We start from the raw sequence: 18,347 nt of genomic DNA, 5'->3' as shown, positions 1-18,347 counted from the left end.
ACGGGTGGCGGCGGAATTTCTTTAGGGGTTTTTGGCTTCGGGTTGGCGGCACCCAAAAACTTACCCATTAACGCCCATTCAGCGGGTGCGTACCGCATTAATGGGTGTTAATGGGTGTAATATTGGGCGCATGTTACGGATAGACACTCTCCAGATCAGTCCCGAGGTCCTGCGCCTGATCGCTCGCATCGATGAGTTCAAGGGCGCATGGCGAGCCCTGGGCACGCTGGCGCCTGATCGTCTCTCGGCCCTGCGGCGGGTGGCGACCATCGAGAGTATTGGTTCGTCGACCCGCATCGAGGGCAGCAGCTTGAGCGATCGTGAGGTGGAGCGTTTGCTGTCCAATCTCGCCATCCAGTCTTTCGACACCCGCGACGAGCAGGAGGCGGCCGGTTACGCCGAGTTGATGGATCTGGTCTTCGGCGCATGGCAGGACATTCCGTTCAACGAGAATCACATCAAGCAGTTGCATCAGATCCTGCTGCGCCACAGCGAGAAGGACGCGCGTCACCGCGGGCAATACAAGACCAACTCGAACAGCGTTGCTGCATTCGATGAAAATGGCGCGCAGATCGGCATCGTCTTCGAGACCGCGACGCCATTCGATACGCCACGCCTGATGGGCGAGCTGGTGTCGTGGGTGAATCAGGAGCGGGAGAAGGGGTATCTGCACGCCCTGCTGGTTATCGCGATCTTCGTGGTGGTGTTTCTGGAGATCCATCCGTTCCAGGATGGCAATGGACGGTTGAGCCGGGTGCTCACGACCTTGCTGCTGCTGCAGGCGGGCTATGCCTATGTGCCCTACAGCTCGCTCGAGAGCGTGATCGAGGTGAACAAGGAGGCCTATTACCTCGCGCTGCGCCAGACACAGCGCACGATCCGTACCGAAGCCCCGGACTGGGCGCCGTGGCTGGTGTTCTTCCTCCGGTCACTGGCCGAGCAGGTGCGGCGGCTGGAGAAGAAGGTCGAGCGTGAAAGGATCGTGTTGTCCGCGCTGCCCGAGCTGTCACTGCAGATTGTGGAGTTCGCGCGCGAGCATGGGCGCGTGACGATTGGCGATGCCATCAGGTTGACGGGCGCCAGCCGCAACACGCTGAAGCAGCATTTCCGGAACCTGGTCGAACGCGGACACCTTGAGCAGCAGGGCAGCGGGCGCGGTGCATGGTACGGGCTGAAGTGATCTGCCCGAGGGGCGGCGTTAGTCCCTGTTCTGCCTGACTGCGAACGAAAAAAGCCCCGCCGGCATTTTCATGCCGCGGGGCAAAGGCCGGTTAGGGCACAGGTTGAATCGGACGTCAGCGCGCTCTTAGCCTTGCAGCAGGCTCAGCACCTGGTTGGGCAGGGCGTTGGCCTGGGCGAGCATGGCGGTGCCGGCCTGCTGCAGGATCTGGGCGCGGGTCAGGTTGGCTGTTTCCGCTGCGAAGTCGGTGTCGCGGATGCGGCTGCGCGCGGCCGACAGGTTTTCGCTGTTGATCTGCAGGTTGGCGATGGTGGCCTCGAAGCGGTTCTGCACTGCGCCGAGGTCGGCGCGGATGCCGTTGACCTTGGCCAGCGCGCCGTCGACGATGTCCAGCGCACGGGTGGCGTTCTCGACGGTCGAGATGTCGATGGACTTGACGTCCTGCAAGGCGCCGGCCTGAAGCTGGTCGGCCGAACCCTGGAACAGGCCGCCAGCGGTCTCGTTGATGCTGCTCGACACGCTGAAGTAGGTGCCGGGCGACTTGAACTCGATCTCGCCGCCGATCACGGTGGAGTCAGGCGGGTTGGCGCTCTTGTCGTCCGTGAGGCGCACGGCGAGGCCGCTATTGACCAGTCCGACCCCTTCATCGCTCTTGAGGCCTTGCACGCTGAGCGACACCGGGCTGCTCGTGGTGGCCGCCGAGCTGGTGAAGTCCTTGATGGCGATGTCGTCGCCGAACTGCGCCTCGAGCGTGATCGACTGCTTGTCGACGCTGAGCTTGGCGATGACGCCGGTGCCGCTGGTCTTGGCGTTGAGCGCATCGGCCAGGTTCGACATGTCGGCAGTGGTGACGAAGGCCGAGATGTCGGTGCCGTTGAGGTTGAACGACACCACGCCGTCTGCGCTGAGGCCGCTGAGCAGCGCGTTGGTGCGCGCGCTGGCCTGCACGCCCGTCTCGCTGGCGACGCCGTTGATGGCCGCGGCGATGTCGCGGGCGGAGGCGTTTTCGGCAACGGTGACGGTCTTGGGCGTCTGGCCGTTGATGGTGAGGGTCTGGGCGGCAACGTTGTTGCCGGCGGAGGTGTCGGTGAGGGCGATGCCGATGGCGCCTTGGTCGGCGGCGAAGATGGTGTTGGCCTCGGAGGCGTCGGAGGTGACGCTGACGATCTCATCGGCTTGGCCGAAGTTAATCAGGCCGCCAGCCACTTGGACGTACGTGTCGCCTGCTCCGGATGGAGGCGTGCCACCGGTGCCGCCGGTGAGCGCTGTTCCCCCTATGCTTGCTGTTACAACGCCGCCGTCTGTCGTTGCTGCGCTGACAGCGATCTGCGTCGTGGCGTCCGTAGTGCCAGATCCGTCTTGAAGGATAGTGAGGGATGTGCCGTCAAGTGCTAGCGTGATCTGTGAAGGTTTAGCCGCGTTCCCATTGAATGCGGCAACTGCGGTCGCTAGATCTGCTTCAAAGCCATTTCCCGATGCCGTCACAGTAAGTGCAAGGGAATTGTTCGCACCAGTGCTGCCGTTTCCGATGGTTAGTGAGAAGGAATCTGGCGTAGTTGGATCAGTAACCCAAGTGGAGGCAGAGAGAGAGACCGTTAGCGAGTGGGCCGCGTAATCGACTGTGGTGGTGCCCGCGGTAACTCCAACTGAACTTGCGCTGATGAGTGCAGTGCGGACATCGTTAAGCTCCGAACCGGCAGCTACGGACACGGTTTGCATGTTTCCGCTCGCGTCCGCGACCGTAATGTTCTGGAGTGGAACTGCGGCTGTAATGGCGCTAGCAGCGCCTGCTTCGGTGGAGAACGCTCCGCGCGGACGAATCTCTGCTGCGGTGGTGCTTTGCGTCGCGGCGCTGATCGCATCCGTCGCAACCGGATTGTTTGAATAGACCTTGTTGATCCCAAGCCGGTCCGAGGTTGCCGCCCCGATGTTCACCGAGATGCTCTCGCGCGAGAACGCGCCCACCTGGAAGGTCTGCGCGGTGTAGGAGCCGTCGATGAGCTTGAGGCCGTTGAAGCTGGTGGTGTTGGAGATGCGGTCCAGCTCGGCGATGAGCTGGTTGACCTCGGAGTTGAGCGCGAGGCGGTCGGAGGCCGAGTTGGTGGCGTTGGCCGACTGCACGGCCAACTCGCGGATGCGCTGCAGGATGTTGCCCGATTCCTGCAAGGCGCCTTCGGCGGTCTGCGCCAGCGAGATGCCGTCGTTGGCATTGCGCCGTGCCTGGTCGAGGCCGCGCACCTGCGAAGTCATGCGCTCGGAAATCGCCAGACCGGCGGCGTCGTCCTTGGCGCTGTTGATGCGCAAGCCGGAGGACAGCCGCTGCAGCGAGGTGGCCAGCGAGCCCTGAGAGGTGTTGAGGTTGCGCTGCGCGTTGAGCGAAGCGATGTTGGTGTTGATGACCTGTGCCATTTTGAATCTCCTGATATGTCCGATTCGATTTGGGCTCGGGTCATCTTCTTGCTGGCCGGCGATGGCCGGTGCCCGAGCTCTCGAGGGCATATAAGCGAGAGCCGTGCCAGGTGTGTTCTACGCTGAAAAGCGCTTTTAAATCAGTTGGCTGCCGGCAAGCTGTTGCCGCTTTCCGGCAAGTCTTGCCAGTTTTGCCGGTGGTGCAGCGGGCGATTGCCGGTGTTTGCCGGCACAATGCAGCTGGTATTCATGTGCGAGATGTGGGGGCGGGCGGATGAAAGCAAAAGCGGCGGCGCAGGTGCAGCGGGCATTGCAGGAGCGCATCGACATCGTCCCCTACGATCCCGCCTGGCCCGCGCGCTTCGACGCCGAGGCGGCCGAGCTGCGCCGCCTGCTGCCGCCGGAGTTGATCGGCCGCATCGAACACTTCGGCAGCACGGCGGTGCCGGGGCTGGCGGCGAAGCCCATCATCGACATGATGGTGGCGGTACCGTCGCTGGCCGTGGTGGCGCAGCGCATCGCGCCGATCCTGACCCCGCTTGGCTATGAGTTCTTCTGGCGCGATGCCGAGCGCGGCCTGCCCGGCATCGCCTACGCCTGGTTCATCAAACGCGACGCCGAGGGGCATCGCACCCACCACATCCATTGTCTTGAAGCACGCTCTTCGGAATGGGAGCGTCTGCTGTTCCGCGACTACCTGCGTGCGCATCCCGAGGCGGCGCGCGAGTACGACGCGCTGAAGCGCCGCATTGCCGAGAAGCACCCGGACGACCGGGTGGCGTATTCGAAGGCGAAGACGGGATTCATCCGGCGTGTGATGAAGGCGGCGCAGCGGGAGTTCGCCCGCTGAGGACAAAAAGAAACCCGCCTTTCGGCGGGTTTCTTCTGACGGCGACTGCTGCCTTCGCGCTTACTTCTTGCGCAGCGACGACATCATGATCTGCGGTTAATTCGTCTGAAGCATTCGGCATTGTTCTCGTACGCGTTTTGCCGAGAGTTCGAGGCCGTTCGGCCAGCAAAGACTCCCTGCGTCGACGAAGGCACGCGCAAAGTAGTCAGACTTTCGCAGTGGATCCAGCAAAGGACCTGTGCGCGAAAGGAGTGCATCACCGTCAAACAGTCCTTCAAGCCCATCGGAAAACTCGACGGAAAGCGCGAACTTGTCGACGTTATGTACGCGCAGAATCTTAATCATCTTGGTCGGCTCCCGGTATGCGCTCCATGGGTTCGAAGCGCTGTGCGTGTTCCCAGTTCTGCATCAGTTCGTCCTGATGACGGAGACACCATTCCCTGACGAGGGTTGCAGCCTTTGAGGGGAGGCGTCCTTCGCGTACCTCTCCGGTTGTGACGTCGACCAGCGCCTCGAATCCTTGATACTCCACATGGATATGGGGCGGCGGATGGTCGTCGTGCCACATTCGAACGACGATGCCGAAGAAGATAGAGAGTATCGGCATGAGACCAGCTCCAGAGTCCAGGTTCTTTTCGATGGAGGATGGGGTATTTGTGGCTTGGAAGCAATATGCGAATTCTTGCTGCAAAAACAAGAAACCCGCCTTTCGGCGGGTTTCTCTCGATGACGTCCTGCTGCCTTCGTGCTTACTTCTTGCGCATCGGCGGCAGGTCGGTGCAGCTGCCGTGGGCCACTTCGGCCGCCATGCCCACCGTCTCGCCCAGGGTCGGGTGCGGGTGGATGGTCTTGCCGATGTCGACCGCGTCGGCGCCCATCTCGATGGCCAGGCAGACCTCGCCGATCATGTCGCCGGCCGACGGGCCGACGATGGTGCCGCCGATGACGCGGTGGGTCTCGGCATCGAAGATCAGCTTGGTGAAGCCGTAGTCGGCGCCGTTGGCGATGGCGCGGCCGGATGCCGCCCACGGGAACTTGGCGGTCTCGACCTTCTTGCCTTCGGCCTTGGCCTGCGCCTCGGTGTAGCCGACCCAGGCCACTTCCGGATGGGTGTAGGCCACGCCCGGAATCACGGTGGCGTCGAAGGCCGCCTTGTGGCCAGCGGCCACTTCGGCCGCGACGTGCGCCTCATGCACCGCCTTGTGGGCGAGCATGGGCTGGCCGATGATGTCGCCGATGGCGAAGATGTGCGGCACGTTGGTGCGCATCTGCGCATCGACCGGGATAAAGCCACGCTCGCCGACGATGACGCCCGCCTTGTCGGCGCCGATCTTCTTGCCGTTGGGCGCACGGCCCGCCGACTGCAGGATCATGTCGTAGCGCACCGGCTCCGCAGGGGCGCCTTCGCCTTCGAACTTGACCCACAGGCCATCGTCCTTCGCCTCGACGGCGACGGTCTTGGTCTTGAGCATGATCTTGTCGAAGCGGTGGGCGTTCTGCTTCTCCCACACCTTGACCGCATCGCGGTCCGGCCCCTGCATCAGGCCGTCCATCATCTCGACCACGTCGATGCGCGCGCCCAGCGTGGAATACACCGTGGCCATTTCCAGGCCGATGATGCCGCCGCCGATGACCAGCATCTTGGCCGGCACCTGGCGCAGTTCCAGCGCGCCGGTGGAGTCGACGATGCGCGGGTCCTTCGGGATGAAGGGCAGATGCACCGCGGCCGAGCCGGCAGCGATGATGCACTGCTTGAACTTCACCACCTTCTTGGCGCCGGTCTTGTCCTGGCTGGTGCCGGTGGTTTCCTCGACCTCGAGGTGATGCGGGTCGAGGAAGTGGCCGTAGCCGCGGATGACGTCGACCTTGCGCGCCTTGGCCATGCCGGAGAGGCCGCCGGTGAGCTTGCTGATGACGCCGTCCTTGTGCTTGCGCAGCGCGTCGACGTCCACCGTGGGCTTGGCGAACTTGATGCCGGCGGTGTCGATGTGCTCGGCTTCCTCGATGACCGCGGCGACATGCAGCAGCGCCTTGGACGGGATGCAGCCGACGTTCAGGCACACGCCGCCCAGCGTTGCATAACGCTCGATGATCGCGGTCTTGAGGCCGAGGTCGGCGGCGCGGAAGGCCGCCGAGTAACCGCCGGGGCCGGCACCGAGCACGACCATGTCGTACTCGACATCGGCGCCGCCGCTGTGCGCGGCCGCGGCAGGTGCAGCGACCGCAGCCGCGGCGGGTGCCGTCGCGGGCGCGGCTGCAGCGGGGGCGGGGGCCACTGCCGCAGCACCTGCAGCCTCGACCTTGAGCAGCACCGCGCCTTCGCCGACCTTGTCGCCGACCGCGACCAGCACTTCCCTGACCACGCCGGCGGCCGAGGACGGCACGTCCATGGTCGCCTTGTCGGATTCGAGCGTGCAGATCGCGTCGTCGACCTTGATGCTGTCGCCGACCTTCACGAACAGCTCGATGACCGGCACCGAATCGAAATCGCCGATGTCCGGAACCTTCACTTCAACTAGGCTCATGGCGATCTCCTTACAGCATCACGCGGCGGAAATCCGCCAGCAGTTGCGCGAGGTACACGTTGAAGCGGGTGGCCAGCGCACCGTCGATGACGCGGTGGTCCGCCGTCAGCGACATCGGCAGCGTCAGGCGCGGCACGAACTGCTTGCCGTCCCACACCGGCTTCATCACCGACTTGTTGACGCCGAGGATGGCGACTTCCGGCGCATTGACGATGGGGGCGAAGTAGGTGCCACCAATGCCGCCCAGCGAGCTGATCGTGAAGCAGGCGCCGGACATGTCGGCCGGGCCGAGCTTGCCGTCGCGCGCCTTCTTGGCCAGCGCGCCGGTCTCAGAAGCGATCTCGAACACGCTCTTCTTGTCGGCGTCCTTCACCACCGGCACGACCAGGCCGTTGGGGGTGTCGGCCGCGAAGGCGATGTTGAAGTACTTCTTGTAGACCAGATTGTCGCCGTCGAGCGAGGTGTTGAACTCGGGGAATTCCTGCAGCGCGCGCACCGAGGCCTTGATGATAAAGGCGAGCATGGTGAGCTTCTTGCCCGACTTCTCGTACTCCTTGTTCATCTGCACCCGGAAGGCTTCCAGATCGGTGATGTCGGCATCCTCGTGGTAGGTCACCGCCGGGATCATCACCCAGTTGCGGGCGAGGTTCTGGCCGGAGATCTTCTTGATGCGCGACAGCGGCTTGACCTCGATCTCACCGAACTTGGCGAAGTCGACCTTCGGCCACGGCAGCAGGTCCAGACCGCCGCCCAAGGAAGCACCCGCGGCAGCCGCCGGGGTCTTGCCCGGGATCACGCCGGTTGTCATCGCGCCCTTGATGAAGGCAGCGACGTCTTCCTTGAGGATGCGGCCCTTCGGACCGGTGGCCTTGACCTGACCTAGATCGACGCCCAGTTCGCGGGCAAAGGCGCGCACCGAGGGGCTGGCGTGCACCTTGCCACCGACCTTGACGGCGGAGGGCGCGGCAGCGGGCATCGCCGCCGGGGCGCTAGCTGCGGGACCGCCGTCGACCAGCGGGGCGGGCGAGGGTGCGGCGGCCGGGGCCGCTGCGGCAGCGGCAGGGGCGACCGGAACGGCGGCCACGGCGGCGCCTGCAGCCTCGACCTTCAGCAGCACGCTGCCTTCGCCGACCTTGTCGCCGACCTTGACCAGCACTTCCTTGACTACACCGGCGGCGGACGAGGGCACGTCCATCGTCGCCTTGTCGGATTCCAGGGTGGCGATGGCGTCATCGACCTTGATGGTGTCGCCGACCTTCACGAACAGTTCGATGACGGGCACCGCGTCGAAATCGCCGATGTCCGGCACTTTTACTTCGACCAGGCCACCGGCGGCGGCAGCGAGGGCAACCGCCGGGGCAGCTGCGGCGGCAACCGCAGGCGCCGCGGCCGGCGCAGGCGCGGCAGCGGCCGGTGCCGGGGCTGCAGCGGCAGCGCCCGACGCCTCGACCTTGATCAGCGCCGTGCCTTCGGCCACCTTGTCGCCGATCCCTACCAGGATTTCCTTGACCACGCCGGCGGCCGAGGAGGGCACGTCCATCGTGGCCTTGTCCGATTCCAGCGTCGCGATCGCGTCATCGACGGCGATGGTGTCGCCGACCTTCACGAACAGCTCGATCACCGGCACGGCGTCGAAGTCGCCGATGTCCGGAACCTTCACTTCAATGAGTTGGCTCATGTTCTTGTCTCCTTGCCTGCTCAGACCGACATCGGGTTCGGCTTGGCCGGGTCGAGGTTGTACTTGACCATCGCCGCGGCGACCTTGTCGCGGCCGATCACGCCGTCATCGGCCAGCGCCTTCAGCGCGGCCAGCGTGACCCAGTGGCGATCCACCTCGAAGAAATGGCGCAACTGCTCGCGGGTGTCGGAGCGGCCGAAACCGTCGGTGCCCAGCGTGACGTAGCTGCGGTCGAGCTGCGAGCGGATCTGCTCGGGGAACATGCGGATGTAGTCGGTGGCGGCAACGATCGGGCCCTCGAAGCCGGCCAGCTTCTGCTGCACGTGGGTCTTCTTCGGTTCTTCCATCGGGTGCAGCAGGTTCCAGCGCTCGATGTCGTGGCCGTTGCGGGCCAGTTCGTTGAAGCTGGGCGCGCCCCAGATGTCGGCTTCGACGCCCCAATCGGCCTTCAGCAGTTCGGCGGCGGCGATCACCTCGCGGAAGATCGTGCCCGAGCCCATCAGCTGCACGCGCGGGGCTTTGGCGTCGGCGCCCTTGCGGAACAGGTACAGGCCCTTGAGGATGTCGCTCTCGGCGCCGGCCGGCATCTCGGGATGTTCGTAGTTCTCGTTCATCACCGTGATGTAGTAGTAGATGTCCTCCTGCTCGGCGAACATCCGGCGCATGCCGTCCTGCACGATCACCGCGACTTCGTACTGGAAGGTCGGGTCGTAGCTGATGCAGTTCGGGATCATGTTGGCCATCAGCAGGCTGTGGCCGTCCTCGTGCTGCAGGCCTTCGCCGTTCAGCGTGGTGCGGCCGGCGGTACCGCCGATCATGAAGCCGCGGGTGCGCTGGTCGGCTGCCGCCCAGCACAGGTCCATGGTGCGCTGCAGGCCGAACATCGAATAGAAGATGTAGAAGGGCACCATCTGCACGCCATGCACGCTGTAGGCGGTGCCGGCGGCGATCCAGTCGGCCATCGCGCCGGCCTCGTTGATGCCTTCCTGCAGCACCTGGCCGGTCTGGCTTTCCTTGTAGAACATGAGCTGGTCATGGTCTTCCGGCACGTACTTCTGGCCTTCCTGGTTCCAGATGCCGTACTGGCGGAACATGCCTTCCATGCCGAAGGTGCGGCTCTCGTCCGGCACGATCGGCACGATGTGCTTGCCGATCTGCTTGTCCTTCAACAGCGTGTTCATGATGCGCACGATGGCCATCGTGGTCGACAGCTCGCGACCTTCGCCCGAGGCCTTGAGCAGCGCGGCAAAGGCATCCAGCGCGGGCACGGCCAGCGGCGCGGCCTTGGTGCGGCGCTGCGGCAGGAAGCCGCCCAGGTCCATGCGGCGCTGCATCATGTACTTGTATTCGGGCGAGCCTTCCTCGAACTTCAGGTAGGGCAGCTCCTCCAGCTTGTCGTCCGGCACAGGCAGGCCGAAGCGGTCGCGGAAGCGGCGGATCGCATCGACGTCCATCTTCTTCTGCTGGTGCGAGATGTTCATCGCCTCGCCGGCCTGGCCCATGCCGAAGCCCTTGATGGTCTTGGCCAGGATCAGCGTGGGTTGGCCCTTGTGCTCGCTGGCGGCCTTGTAGGCGGCGAAGATCTTGAACAGGTCGTGGCCGCCGCGATTGAGCTGCCATACCTGGTCGTCGGTCCAGTCGGCGACCAGCGCCTTCAGTTCCGGCGTGTTGAAGAAGTGCTCGCGCACGTAGGCGCCGTCCTTGGCCTTGAAGGTCTGGTACTCGCCGTCGCAGGCTTCCATCATGCGGCGCTTGAGGATGCCCTTCTTGTCGCGGGCGAACAGCGCGTCCCATGCCGTGCCCCAGATGACCTTGATGACGTTCCAGCCGGCGCCACGGAACTCGGATTCGAGTTCCTGGATGATCTTGCCGTTGCCACGCACCGGGCCGTCCAAGCGCTGCAGGTTGCAGTTGATGACGAAGACCAGGTTGTCGAGCTTCTCGCGCGCGGCCATGCCGATGGCGCCCAGCGATTCGACTTCGTCGGTCTCGCCGTCACCCAGGAAGGCCCACACCTTGCGCTTTTCGGCGCGGGTGGCGTCGATCATGCCGCGGCTGGCCATGTACTTCATGAAGCGCGCCTGGTAGATGGCGCACAGCGGGCCCAGGCCCATCGACACGGTGGGGAACTGCCAGAAGTCGGGCATCAGCCACGGGTGCGGGTAGGACGAGATGCCCTTGCCGCCCACTTCCTGGCGGAAGTTGTCCATCTGCGCTTCGGTCAGGCGGCCCAGCATGAAGGCGCGGGCATAGACGCCAGGCACCGAGTGGCCCTGGAAATAGATCATGTCGCCGTCGTGCTGCTCGGAAGGCGCGTGCCAGAAGTGCGAGAAGCCGACGTCGTACAGGGCGGCCGCCGAGGCGAACGAGGCGATGTGGCCGCCGACGTTGGTGTTCTTGTTCGCGCGCACCACCATCGCCATCGCGTTCCAGCGGATGTAGGAGTGCAGCTTGATTTCCATGTCAGCGTCGCCGGGGTAGGGCGGCTGCTGCTCGGCCGGAATCGTGTTGATGTACTCGGTGGTGGCCGAGTAGGGGATGTTCACCCCTTCCTGGCGCGCGGTCGCGATCAGGGTCTCGATCAGGTAATGGGCACGCTGCGGGCCTTCGTGTTCGACGACGGCGGCGAGCGCTTCCATCCATTCCTTCGTTTCCTGCGCATCCGTGTCGGTTTGCGGGAGAACGTTGCTGATTCCGGTCATGGTTTGTCTCCTCATGACGTTCGGTTGGCGAACCCTGCCTGGTGGGCAGGACACTGTTAGGTACGGACGCAGCCATTCCGACAACCGGGCGGCTGACTTTTCGAACTATAAAACGCCCTTTCGCAATGTGCAATACCAGTATCGAGGGGGCGCACGCGGGTGGCGCAGCGGGGTGTGCGCGATGGCGCCGTGGGACGAAACGAGAACGGCGCGCTCACCGGGGTGAGGGCGCCGTCGTTCGGGCAGGGCTGGAGAAAAAAATCGGCCGGGGGCGAGGGAGGGAGGGAGAGTCCCCCGGCCGATCAGGCAAGCGTGGAAATGCAGCCCGTTCATGGCCACATCGCGCGCTGGCGGTCGGCCTCGTAGGCAAACACGACCTGGCCGTTGCGCACTTCGCCGACGTGAATCTGATGCGGCGAGGTCAGCGTTTCGTGCTGGTCGCGCGAGTAGGGACGCGCATAGGTCATGATGACGCCTCTCACCGGTTCGCGCAGATCCTCGAGCGCGGCGCGAATGCGGTCACCCTCGAGGCTGTCCGCCTGGCGGATGGCCGCGGCGAGCAGAAGCGCTGAATCATACCCCTGTGCGGCGGCCGGGGGGACGGGAATGCGCTGCGTGCCGGTTGCCCGCTGCCACGCATCGAGGAAGGTCTGGCGGGCGGGCGTGGTCGGATCGGGGATGAAGGTCTGCGGCATGCGTGCGCCTTCGGCGTTGGGCCCGGCGTTGTCGATGAAGTTCGACATGGCCAGGGTCCAGCTGCCGATGATCGGCACGCGCCAGTTGAGTCGCGCCAGCGTGTTGGCGATCTGCGCGAGCTCGGGGCCGATGCCGTAGGTGAGCACGGCCTCGGCGCCGGCGTCGCGCGCACGCTGCAGTGGTGCGGTCATGTCCGCCTGGCGCAGCTGGAAGCGCTCGACCGCGACCGGCGAGATCTTGCGCTGGCGCAGGGCCTCGATGAGTCCTTCGCTGCCCAGTACGCCGTAGTTGGTGGCGTCGTGAAAGATGGCGAGCCGCTTCAGACCGCGGCGATCCACCGCCTCGTCCACGATCACCTGGGCCTGCAGGCTGTCGTTGGCCGACACGCGGAAGATGTAGTTGTCGGCGAATTCGGGCGGCAGGAACTGGCGCGTGATCAGCGTGCCGGTGGCCACCGAGGTGATCATCGGGATGCGCGCAAGCTGGTAGTGGCGCTGGCTGGCGAGTGCGACGCCGGTGTTGACGATGCCGAGCGCGGCGACGATGCCTTCGCGCTGGATCAGCTCCTGCGCGATCTGCGCCCCGCGTTCGTTGCGCGCCTCGTCGTCGCGCTCTACGAGCTGGATCGGGCGACCGAGCAGCCCGCCGGCGGCGTTGATCTGGCTGGCGGCGATGCGGATGCCCTCGCGCATCGAGATGCCCATCGGGCTGGAGCCACCGGTGAAGGGGCCGCAGACGCCGATGCGGATGGGCTCGATGTCGGCAGCGCGGACCGAAACCGCGCGTCCGCCGAGGGCGCAGGCGGCGAGAAGGGGCAGGGCGGCAAGCACGCGGCGCCTGGAGGCGGAAGGCATCATGGTTCGACTGTAGGGGCTGGCGAGGGTGCGGAAAAATTGGCGAAAACCCGACTGGCGGCGGGGCGCTGCATGGCGGTCGGCGCTGAATCGGCACCGTACGGGTTAAACCGGATGACGACCGGGCAGGGGCTCGCCGACAATCGATACAACGATATTGCGCCGCGTCATTCATCAATGTCTGCGATCGACGTCAGCCGCCGACGTCACCGAGCTTACTGGTCTTCATTTTCCCATGTCCGATCCTGCGTCCGCGCGCGGTAGCCCTCCGCGCTGGTACTGGACCGCGCCCTACGTGGCGGTGGTCTTCTTCGCCCTGAGCATGCTGGCCCTGGTCTGGCTGCTGCAACAGCGCGAACTCGAGACCGAGCGCGGCGCCATCGTGCGCGACCTGCAATGGGCGGAGCAGACCATGCGGCGGCAGATGCTGGGCACCGAGGAATTCCTCGGCCAGCTCGCGCGCGACGTCGCCGCCGACGCGCTGGACCATGACGGCTTCCAGCTGCGGGCCAACCAGCACATCGCCAACAACAGCGAACTGGCCAACATCGCCTTGGTGGGCGCCGACCAGATCGTGCGCTGGACGGCGCCGTTCGACACTACCGACTGGCTCAGCGGCGAAGCCCTGGCCGGCGAGCAGATCCGCCTGATCGAACGCGCGCGCACCTCGGGCCGGCTTGCCTATGGCGAGGCCTACCGCACCGCGCGCGGCGACACCGTGCTGGAGGTGTATACGCCGGTGCTGCGCGGCGGCGAGTTTCGCGGCGTGGTGGTGGGCGCCTATTCGGTCGAGCGCATGGTGCGCCACCTGGTGCCGGCCTGGTTCGCAGACAAGTACCGCCTGGCGCTGCGCAGCGCGCGCGGCGAGGTCCTGGCGGTCAGCTCGACGCTGCAGGACATCGACGAATCGCTGTCCTTCGAACTCGCGCTCGATCCGCCCGGCAACGGCCTCGCTTTGCGCGCGACGGCGCTGCGCACCGGCGGCGACCTGCCCAAGGCGCTTCCGGCGGTGCTCATCCTCGGCCTGTCGGTGCTGGTGCTGTGGAGCCTGTGGTCGCTGCGCATCCACGTGATGCGGCGCGTGCAGGTCGAGAAGGAGCGCGACCGGCTGTTCAACCTGTCGCTCGACATGCTGTGCGTGGTCGGCATCGACGGCACCTTCCGCCGCTGCAATCCGGCCTTCGAGCGCATCCTGGGTCATGCGCCCGACAGCCTGCCCGGCCAGGCCTTGATCGACTTCGTGCATGCCGAGGACGTGGGGACCACGCTCGAGGAGTTGCGCCGCCTGGCGGGCGGCGAACCGGTGAAGTTCGAGAACCGCTGCCGCTGCGCCGACGGCAGCTACAAGTGGCTGGTGTGGAGCATCAACCCGGTGCGCGAGGAGCGCCTCGTGTATGCCGTCGCCCACGACATCACCGGGCGCAAGGCCGCCGAGGAGGCGCTGCGCGCCGAGTCCGCCTTCCGCAAGGCGATGGAGGATTCGGTGCTCACCGGTCTGCGCGTCATCGACCTGAGCGGTCGCATCGTCTATGTGAACTCCGCGTTCTGCCGCATGGTGGGCTGGAGCGAGGACGAGCTCGTCGGCACGACCGCGCCGTTCCCTTACTGGCCGCAGGAGACCTGGGCGGTGTGCGAGCGCAACCTGCATCTCACGCTGACCGGGCAGGCGCCGGCGAGCGGTTTCGAGATGCGCATCCAGCGCAAGAACGGTGAGCGTTTCGATGCGCGTTTCTACCTGTCGCCATTGATCGACACCAGCGGTCGCCAGACCGGCTGGATGGCGTCCATCACCGACATCACCGAACCCAAGCGCGTGCGCGCGGCGCTGGAGGCGGCGCATGAGCGTTTCGAGGCCGTGCTGGACGGGCTCGACGCTGCGGTTTTCGTGGCCGATGCGCGCACCGACGAGATCCTGTTCGCCAACCGCGCCTTCAAGCGCATCCACGGTTTCGACGCCGTGGGCCGCACCGTGCGCGGCGTGGCCGTGCCTCAGCCGGAGCGCGGCGACTACCGCGTCGACCCCCGTGGGCTGACGCCGGCCGACCTGCCGCGCGAGCTGTTTGACGGCGAGCTGCAGCATCCGCTGTCGGGCCGCTGGTACCACGTGCGTGAGCAGGCCACGCGTTGGGTCGACGGGCGCGTGGTGCGCATGGGCATCGCCACCGACATCACTGACCGCAAGCAGACCGCCGAGGTCTCGCGCCAGCAGGAAGAGCGCCTGCAGCGTACCTCGCGCCTGATCACGATGGGCGAGATGGCCTCCACGCTGGCGCACGAGCTGAACCAGCCGCTGTCGGCCATTGCCAACTACTGCGCCGGCTGCGTGACGCGCATGCAGAGCGGCAAGTGGAAGCCCGAGGACGTGCTGGCCGCGATGCAGAAGGCCAGCTTCCAGGCCGACCGCGCGGGCAAGATCATCCGCCGCGTGCGCGAGTTCGTGAAGAAGAGTGAGCCGCGCCGCAGCGCAGTCCGGCTCACCGACATCCTCGACGACGCGCTGGGCTTTGCCGACATCGACGCACGCCGCACCGGCATCAAGCTGGTGGCCGACATCGAGCCCGATCTCCCGCCGGTGTTCGCCGACCGCATCATGATCGAGCAGGTGCTGCTGAACCTGATCCGCAACGGGCTCGACGCCATGGCCGAGACGCTGCCCGAGCAGCGGCTGCTGGTCGTGCGCGCGCGCAGCTTTGGCGAGGATGCTGTGGAGGTGGCGGTGATCGACCGCGGGCATGGCATCAGCGAGGAGGGGCGCCAGCGCCTGTTCACGCCCTTCTACACGACCAAGACCGAAGGCATGGGCATGGGGCTCAACATCTGCCGTTCGATCGTCGAGTTCCACGACGGGCGACTGATCGTCGACGAGAACCCCGAAGGGGGTACCATATTCTCGTTTACCTTGCCGACGGAGTTTGCCAGTGAGCGAGTTGCCCGCAGCGCCTGATCAGACCATCCATGTCGTCGACGACGACGAAGCCCTGCGCGATTCCATGACCTGGATGCTCGAAGGCAACGGCTACCAGGTGGCCGCCTACGACTCCGCCGAGGCTTTCCTCGCCGTGTGCCGCCCCGACATGGCGGGCTGCGTGGTGCTGGACGTGCGCATGCCGGGCATGAGCGGGCTGGAACTGTTCGAGGAGCTGAGCCGCCGCCGCTGCACGCTGCCGGTGGTGTTCATCACCGGTCATGGCGACGTGCCGATGGCCGTGTCGGCGCTGAAGAAGGGTGCGGTGGATTTCATCGAGAAGCCGTTCAGCGAGCGCGACATGCTGCGCCTGATCGAGCAGTGCCTGAAGCTTGAGCGCGAGAACCGCGACAAGCGCCTGCTGGAAGCCGACACCGCCCGCCGGCTGGAGCACCTCACTCAGCGCGAGCGCGAGGTGCTCGACCTCATCATCGTCGGCAAGCTCAACAAGCAGATCGCCGACGTGCTCGGCATCAGCATCAAGACCGTCGAGGTGCACCGCGCACGCGTCATGGAGAAGATGGGCGCCAACTCGCTGGCCGAGCTCGTGCAACACGTGGTGACGGTGGAACCGGGCGCGCTGCTCAGATAAGCCTTGCGGAGTGCGTCCGCACCCGGCCGGCGTCGATGGCGGTCTTGCCGAAGCGGTTTCGATTCATTGCGTCGATTTTGGTGATCACGCCATGTGATAATTTCAGGCAATGACCGGAATCAACGCACTCTTCCTTCTTGTGGGCCTGCTGCTGTTCATCAGCGTGCTGGCCAGCACCATCTCGGCCCGGCTCGGCCTGCCGCTGCTGCTGCTGTTCCTTGGCGTAGGCATGCTGGCGGGCGAGGATGGCCCGGGCGGCATCATCTTCAATGACTTCTTCATCGCGACCCTGATCGGCCAGCTGGCGCTGGCGGTGATCCTGCTCGACGGTGGCTTGCGCACGCGGGTGGCGAGTTTTCGCGTGGCGCTGAAGCCTGCGGCGGTATTGGCGACATGGGGGGTGATTGGGACGGCCGGACTGCTCGGCGTGTTCGCGACCTGGCTGCTCGGCGTCGACTGGCGTCTGGGTTTTCTGCTGGCGGCCATCGTCGGCTCGACCGACGCCGCGGCGGTGTTCGCCCTGCTCCGCAACAGCGGGGTGAAGCTCAACGAGCGCGTACAGGCGACGCTGGAGATCGAGTCCGGCGCCAACGACCCGATGGCGATCCTGCTGGTGGTGGCCCTGGTCGAGATGCTGCTGCATCCCGAGAAGTCCAGCGTGGCGGGCTTTGCCTGGATGCTGGTGAGTCAGATGGGGCTCGGGGCGCTGTTCGGCCTGGTCGCGGGCTGGGTGCTGTCGCGCATGATGGCCAAGCTGAACCTGGCGGAAGGCCTGTACGCGCTGCTGATCCTGTCGGGCGGGCTGCTGATCTTCGCCGCCACCAACCTGCTGAATGGCAGCGGTTTCCTCGCCGTGTACCTGGCCGGCGTGGTGGTGGGCAACCGTCGCAGTCACGCCACCGAGCACGTGCTGCGTGTGATGGACGGGCTGGCCTGGCTGTCGCAGGCGGTCATGTTCGTCGTGCTGGGCCTGCTCGTGTCGCCGACCAACATGCTGTCGCACGCCTGGGAGGCGCTGGCGATGGCGGTCTTCCTGACGCTGGTGGCCCGCCCCATCGCGGTGGCCATCGGCCTGTGGCCCTTCAACTACAAGCGCAACGAGCTGGCCTACGTCAGCTGGGTGGGCCTGCGCGGTGCGGTGCCGGTCACGCTGGCGATCTTCCCGGTGATGATGGGGGTACCGGATTCGGACCTGTTGTTCAACGTGGCCTTCGCGGTCGTACTGCTGTCGCTGCTGGTGCAGGGCGCGACGGTGCCGATGGCGGCGCGCTGGCTGAAGGTCGAAGTGCCGCCGAAGCCCGAGCCGGTGGATGTGCGCGAAGTGTGGGTGGGAGACAAGGCTGCACTCGATCTGCTGGAGTACCGCGTGGAGCAGGGGTCGCGTGCCGAAGGCCGCCACCCGGACGATGTCGCCGCCGAAGCCGGCGGCATCAGCGTGCGCTGCGTGGCGCTGGTGCGACGCGGCAAGCTGCAGCGCATGGGGCTCAACACGCGCCTCGTCCCGGGCGATTCGCTGTGGCTGGTGGCGCCGGACGAGTTGTCGGGGGAGATCGCACGCATTTTCACCAGCAGCGGTGACGAACTGACGGCCAATGCGAGCTTCTTCGGCGAGTTCGTGGTCGACCCGTCGGCGCTCGCGGGCGACCTGGCGCTGGCCTATGGCCTGCGCTTCGAAGACGACGAACTCGGCATGCCGGTGCGCGACATGATGCGGCGCCGGCTGGGACGCCCGGCGGTGGTCGGCGACCGGCTGGAGGTGGGCGCCTTCGTGCTGACCGTGCGCGAGATGGCGCAGGGCGGCGTGATCGGCGCGGTCGGTCTGAAGTGTCCGCCGCTGCCCACGCCCAAGCGCGACTAGGTTACGCGCCTGCGGTAAAGCAGAGCGGTACGCGGCAG

Annotated in this window: 12 protein-coding genes and 1 pseudogene; 5 read left to right on the top strand and 8 right to left on the bottom strand. The window is 65.8% G+C overall.

Features of this window, described 5'->3' with window-relative positions; all coding sequences use genetic code 11:
- The first annotated feature begins 259 nt into the window (after positions 1–259).
- Entirely contained in the window at positions 260–1,180 is a 921-nt protein-coding gene (locus CGK74_RS14205; protein WP_240498731.1) for a Fic family protein, read from the top strand.
- A 126-nt stretch (positions 1,181–1,306) separates the two neighbouring features.
- Here CGK74_RS14205 and CGK74_RS19400 read toward each other — a convergent pair whose 3' ends face one another.
- Both CGK74_RS19400 and CGK74_RS19490 read right to left on the bottom strand, forming a co-directional pair.
- The gene (locus CGK74_RS19400; RefSeq protein ID WP_420823180.1) at positions 1,307–2,899 is read right to left on the bottom strand and encodes a flagellin; all 1,593 of its coding nucleotides are present in this window, start codon (positions 2,897–2,899) and stop codon (positions 1,307–1,309) included.
- Positions 2,900–3,132: 233 nt separating this feature from the next.
- Positions 3,133–3,589, bottom strand: a pseudogene (locus tag CGK74_RS19490) (flagellin N-terminal helical domain-containing protein); the annotation flags it as partial.
- Between the two features lie 274 nt (positions 3,590–3,863).
- Here CGK74_RS19490 and CGK74_RS14195 point away from each other — a divergent pair.
- On the top strand, positions 3,864–4,439 hold the full coding sequence (locus tag CGK74_RS14195) for a GrpB family protein (protein WP_094269088.1): 576 nt from the start codon (positions 3,864–3,866) through the stop codon (positions 4,437–4,439).
- A gap of 96 nt (positions 4,440–4,535) precedes the next feature.
- Here CGK74_RS14195 and CGK74_RS14190 read toward each other — a convergent pair whose 3' ends face one another.
- From CGK74_RS14190 to CGK74_RS14165, 6 genes are all read right to left on the bottom strand, one after another.
- A complete protein-coding gene (locus tag CGK74_RS14190; protein ID WP_094269087.1) occupies positions 4,536–4,784 on the bottom strand; it encodes a DUF2442 domain-containing protein in 249 nt (82 codons plus the stop codon).
- On the bottom strand, positions 4,777–5,046 hold the full coding sequence (locus tag CGK74_RS14185) for a DUF4160 domain-containing protein (RefSeq protein ID WP_094269086.1): 270 nt from the start codon (positions 5,044–5,046) through the stop codon (positions 4,777–4,779). Before CGK74_RS14185 ends, CGK74_RS14190 begins: the two co-directional genes overlap by 8 nt.
- Before the next feature lie 142 nt (positions 5,047–5,188).
- The gene (gene lpdA, locus CGK74_RS14180; RefSeq protein WP_094269085.1) at positions 5,189–6,964 is read right to left on the bottom strand and encodes a dihydrolipoyl dehydrogenase; all 1,776 of its coding nucleotides are present in this window, start codon (positions 6,962–6,964) and stop codon (positions 5,189–5,191) included.
- Between the two features lie 10 nt (positions 6,965–6,974).
- Positions 6,975–8,642 (bottom strand): dihydrolipoyllysine-residue acetyltransferase, encoded by a 1,668-nt coding sequence (gene aceF, locus CGK74_RS14175; protein WP_094269084.1) that lies wholly within the window; start codon positions 8,640–8,642, stop codon positions 6,975–6,977.
- Between the two features lie 20 nt (positions 8,643–8,662).
- Positions 8,663–11,344, bottom strand: a complete 2,682-nt coding sequence (aceE, locus tag CGK74_RS14170) for a pyruvate dehydrogenase (acetyl-transferring), homodimeric type (protein WP_094269083.1) — start codon at positions 11,342–11,344, stop codon at positions 8,663–8,665.
- Positions 11,345–11,673: 329 nt separating this feature from the next.
- Positions 11,674–12,897 carry an ABC transporter substrate-binding protein gene (locus tag CGK74_RS14165; protein WP_165770087.1) on the bottom strand — a complete coding sequence of 408 codons (1,224 nt, stop codon included), beginning with the start codon at positions 12,895–12,897 and terminating at the stop codon, positions 11,674–11,676.
- Between the two features lie 232 nt (positions 12,898–13,129).
- On the opposite strand from CGK74_RS14165, the gene CGK74_RS14160 reads away from it, so the two are divergent.
- The 3 genes from CGK74_RS14160 (at position 13,130) to CGK74_RS14150 (ending at position 18,309) form a co-directional block, all read left to right on the top strand.
- On the top strand, positions 13,130–15,838 hold the full coding sequence (locus CGK74_RS14160; RefSeq protein WP_094269082.1) for a PAS domain S-box protein: 2,709 nt from the start codon (positions 13,130–13,132) through the stop codon (positions 15,836–15,838).
- Positions 15,813–16,451 (top strand): response regulator transcription factor, encoded by a 639-nt coding sequence (locus CGK74_RS14155; protein ID WP_094269081.1) that lies wholly within the window; start codon positions 15,813–15,815, stop codon positions 16,449–16,451. The genes CGK74_RS14160 and CGK74_RS14155 overlap by 26 nt, the downstream gene beginning before the upstream one ends.
- A gap of 109 nt (positions 16,452–16,560) precedes the next feature.
- A complete protein-coding gene (locus tag CGK74_RS14150; RefSeq protein WP_094269080.1) occupies positions 16,561–18,309 on the top strand; it encodes a potassium/proton antiporter in 1,749 nt (582 codons plus the stop codon).
- The last annotated feature ends 38 nt before the right edge of the window (positions 18,310–18,347 follow it).

Source organism: Thauera propionica, assembly GCF_002245655.1.
In the GTDB taxonomy this organism is placed as follows: Bacteria; Pseudomonadota; Gammaproteobacteria; order Burkholderiales; family Rhodocyclaceae; genus Thauera; species Thauera propionica.
Note: the sequence above shows the minus strand (reverse complement) of the source record. Positions and strands in the feature narration are given on the sequence as shown.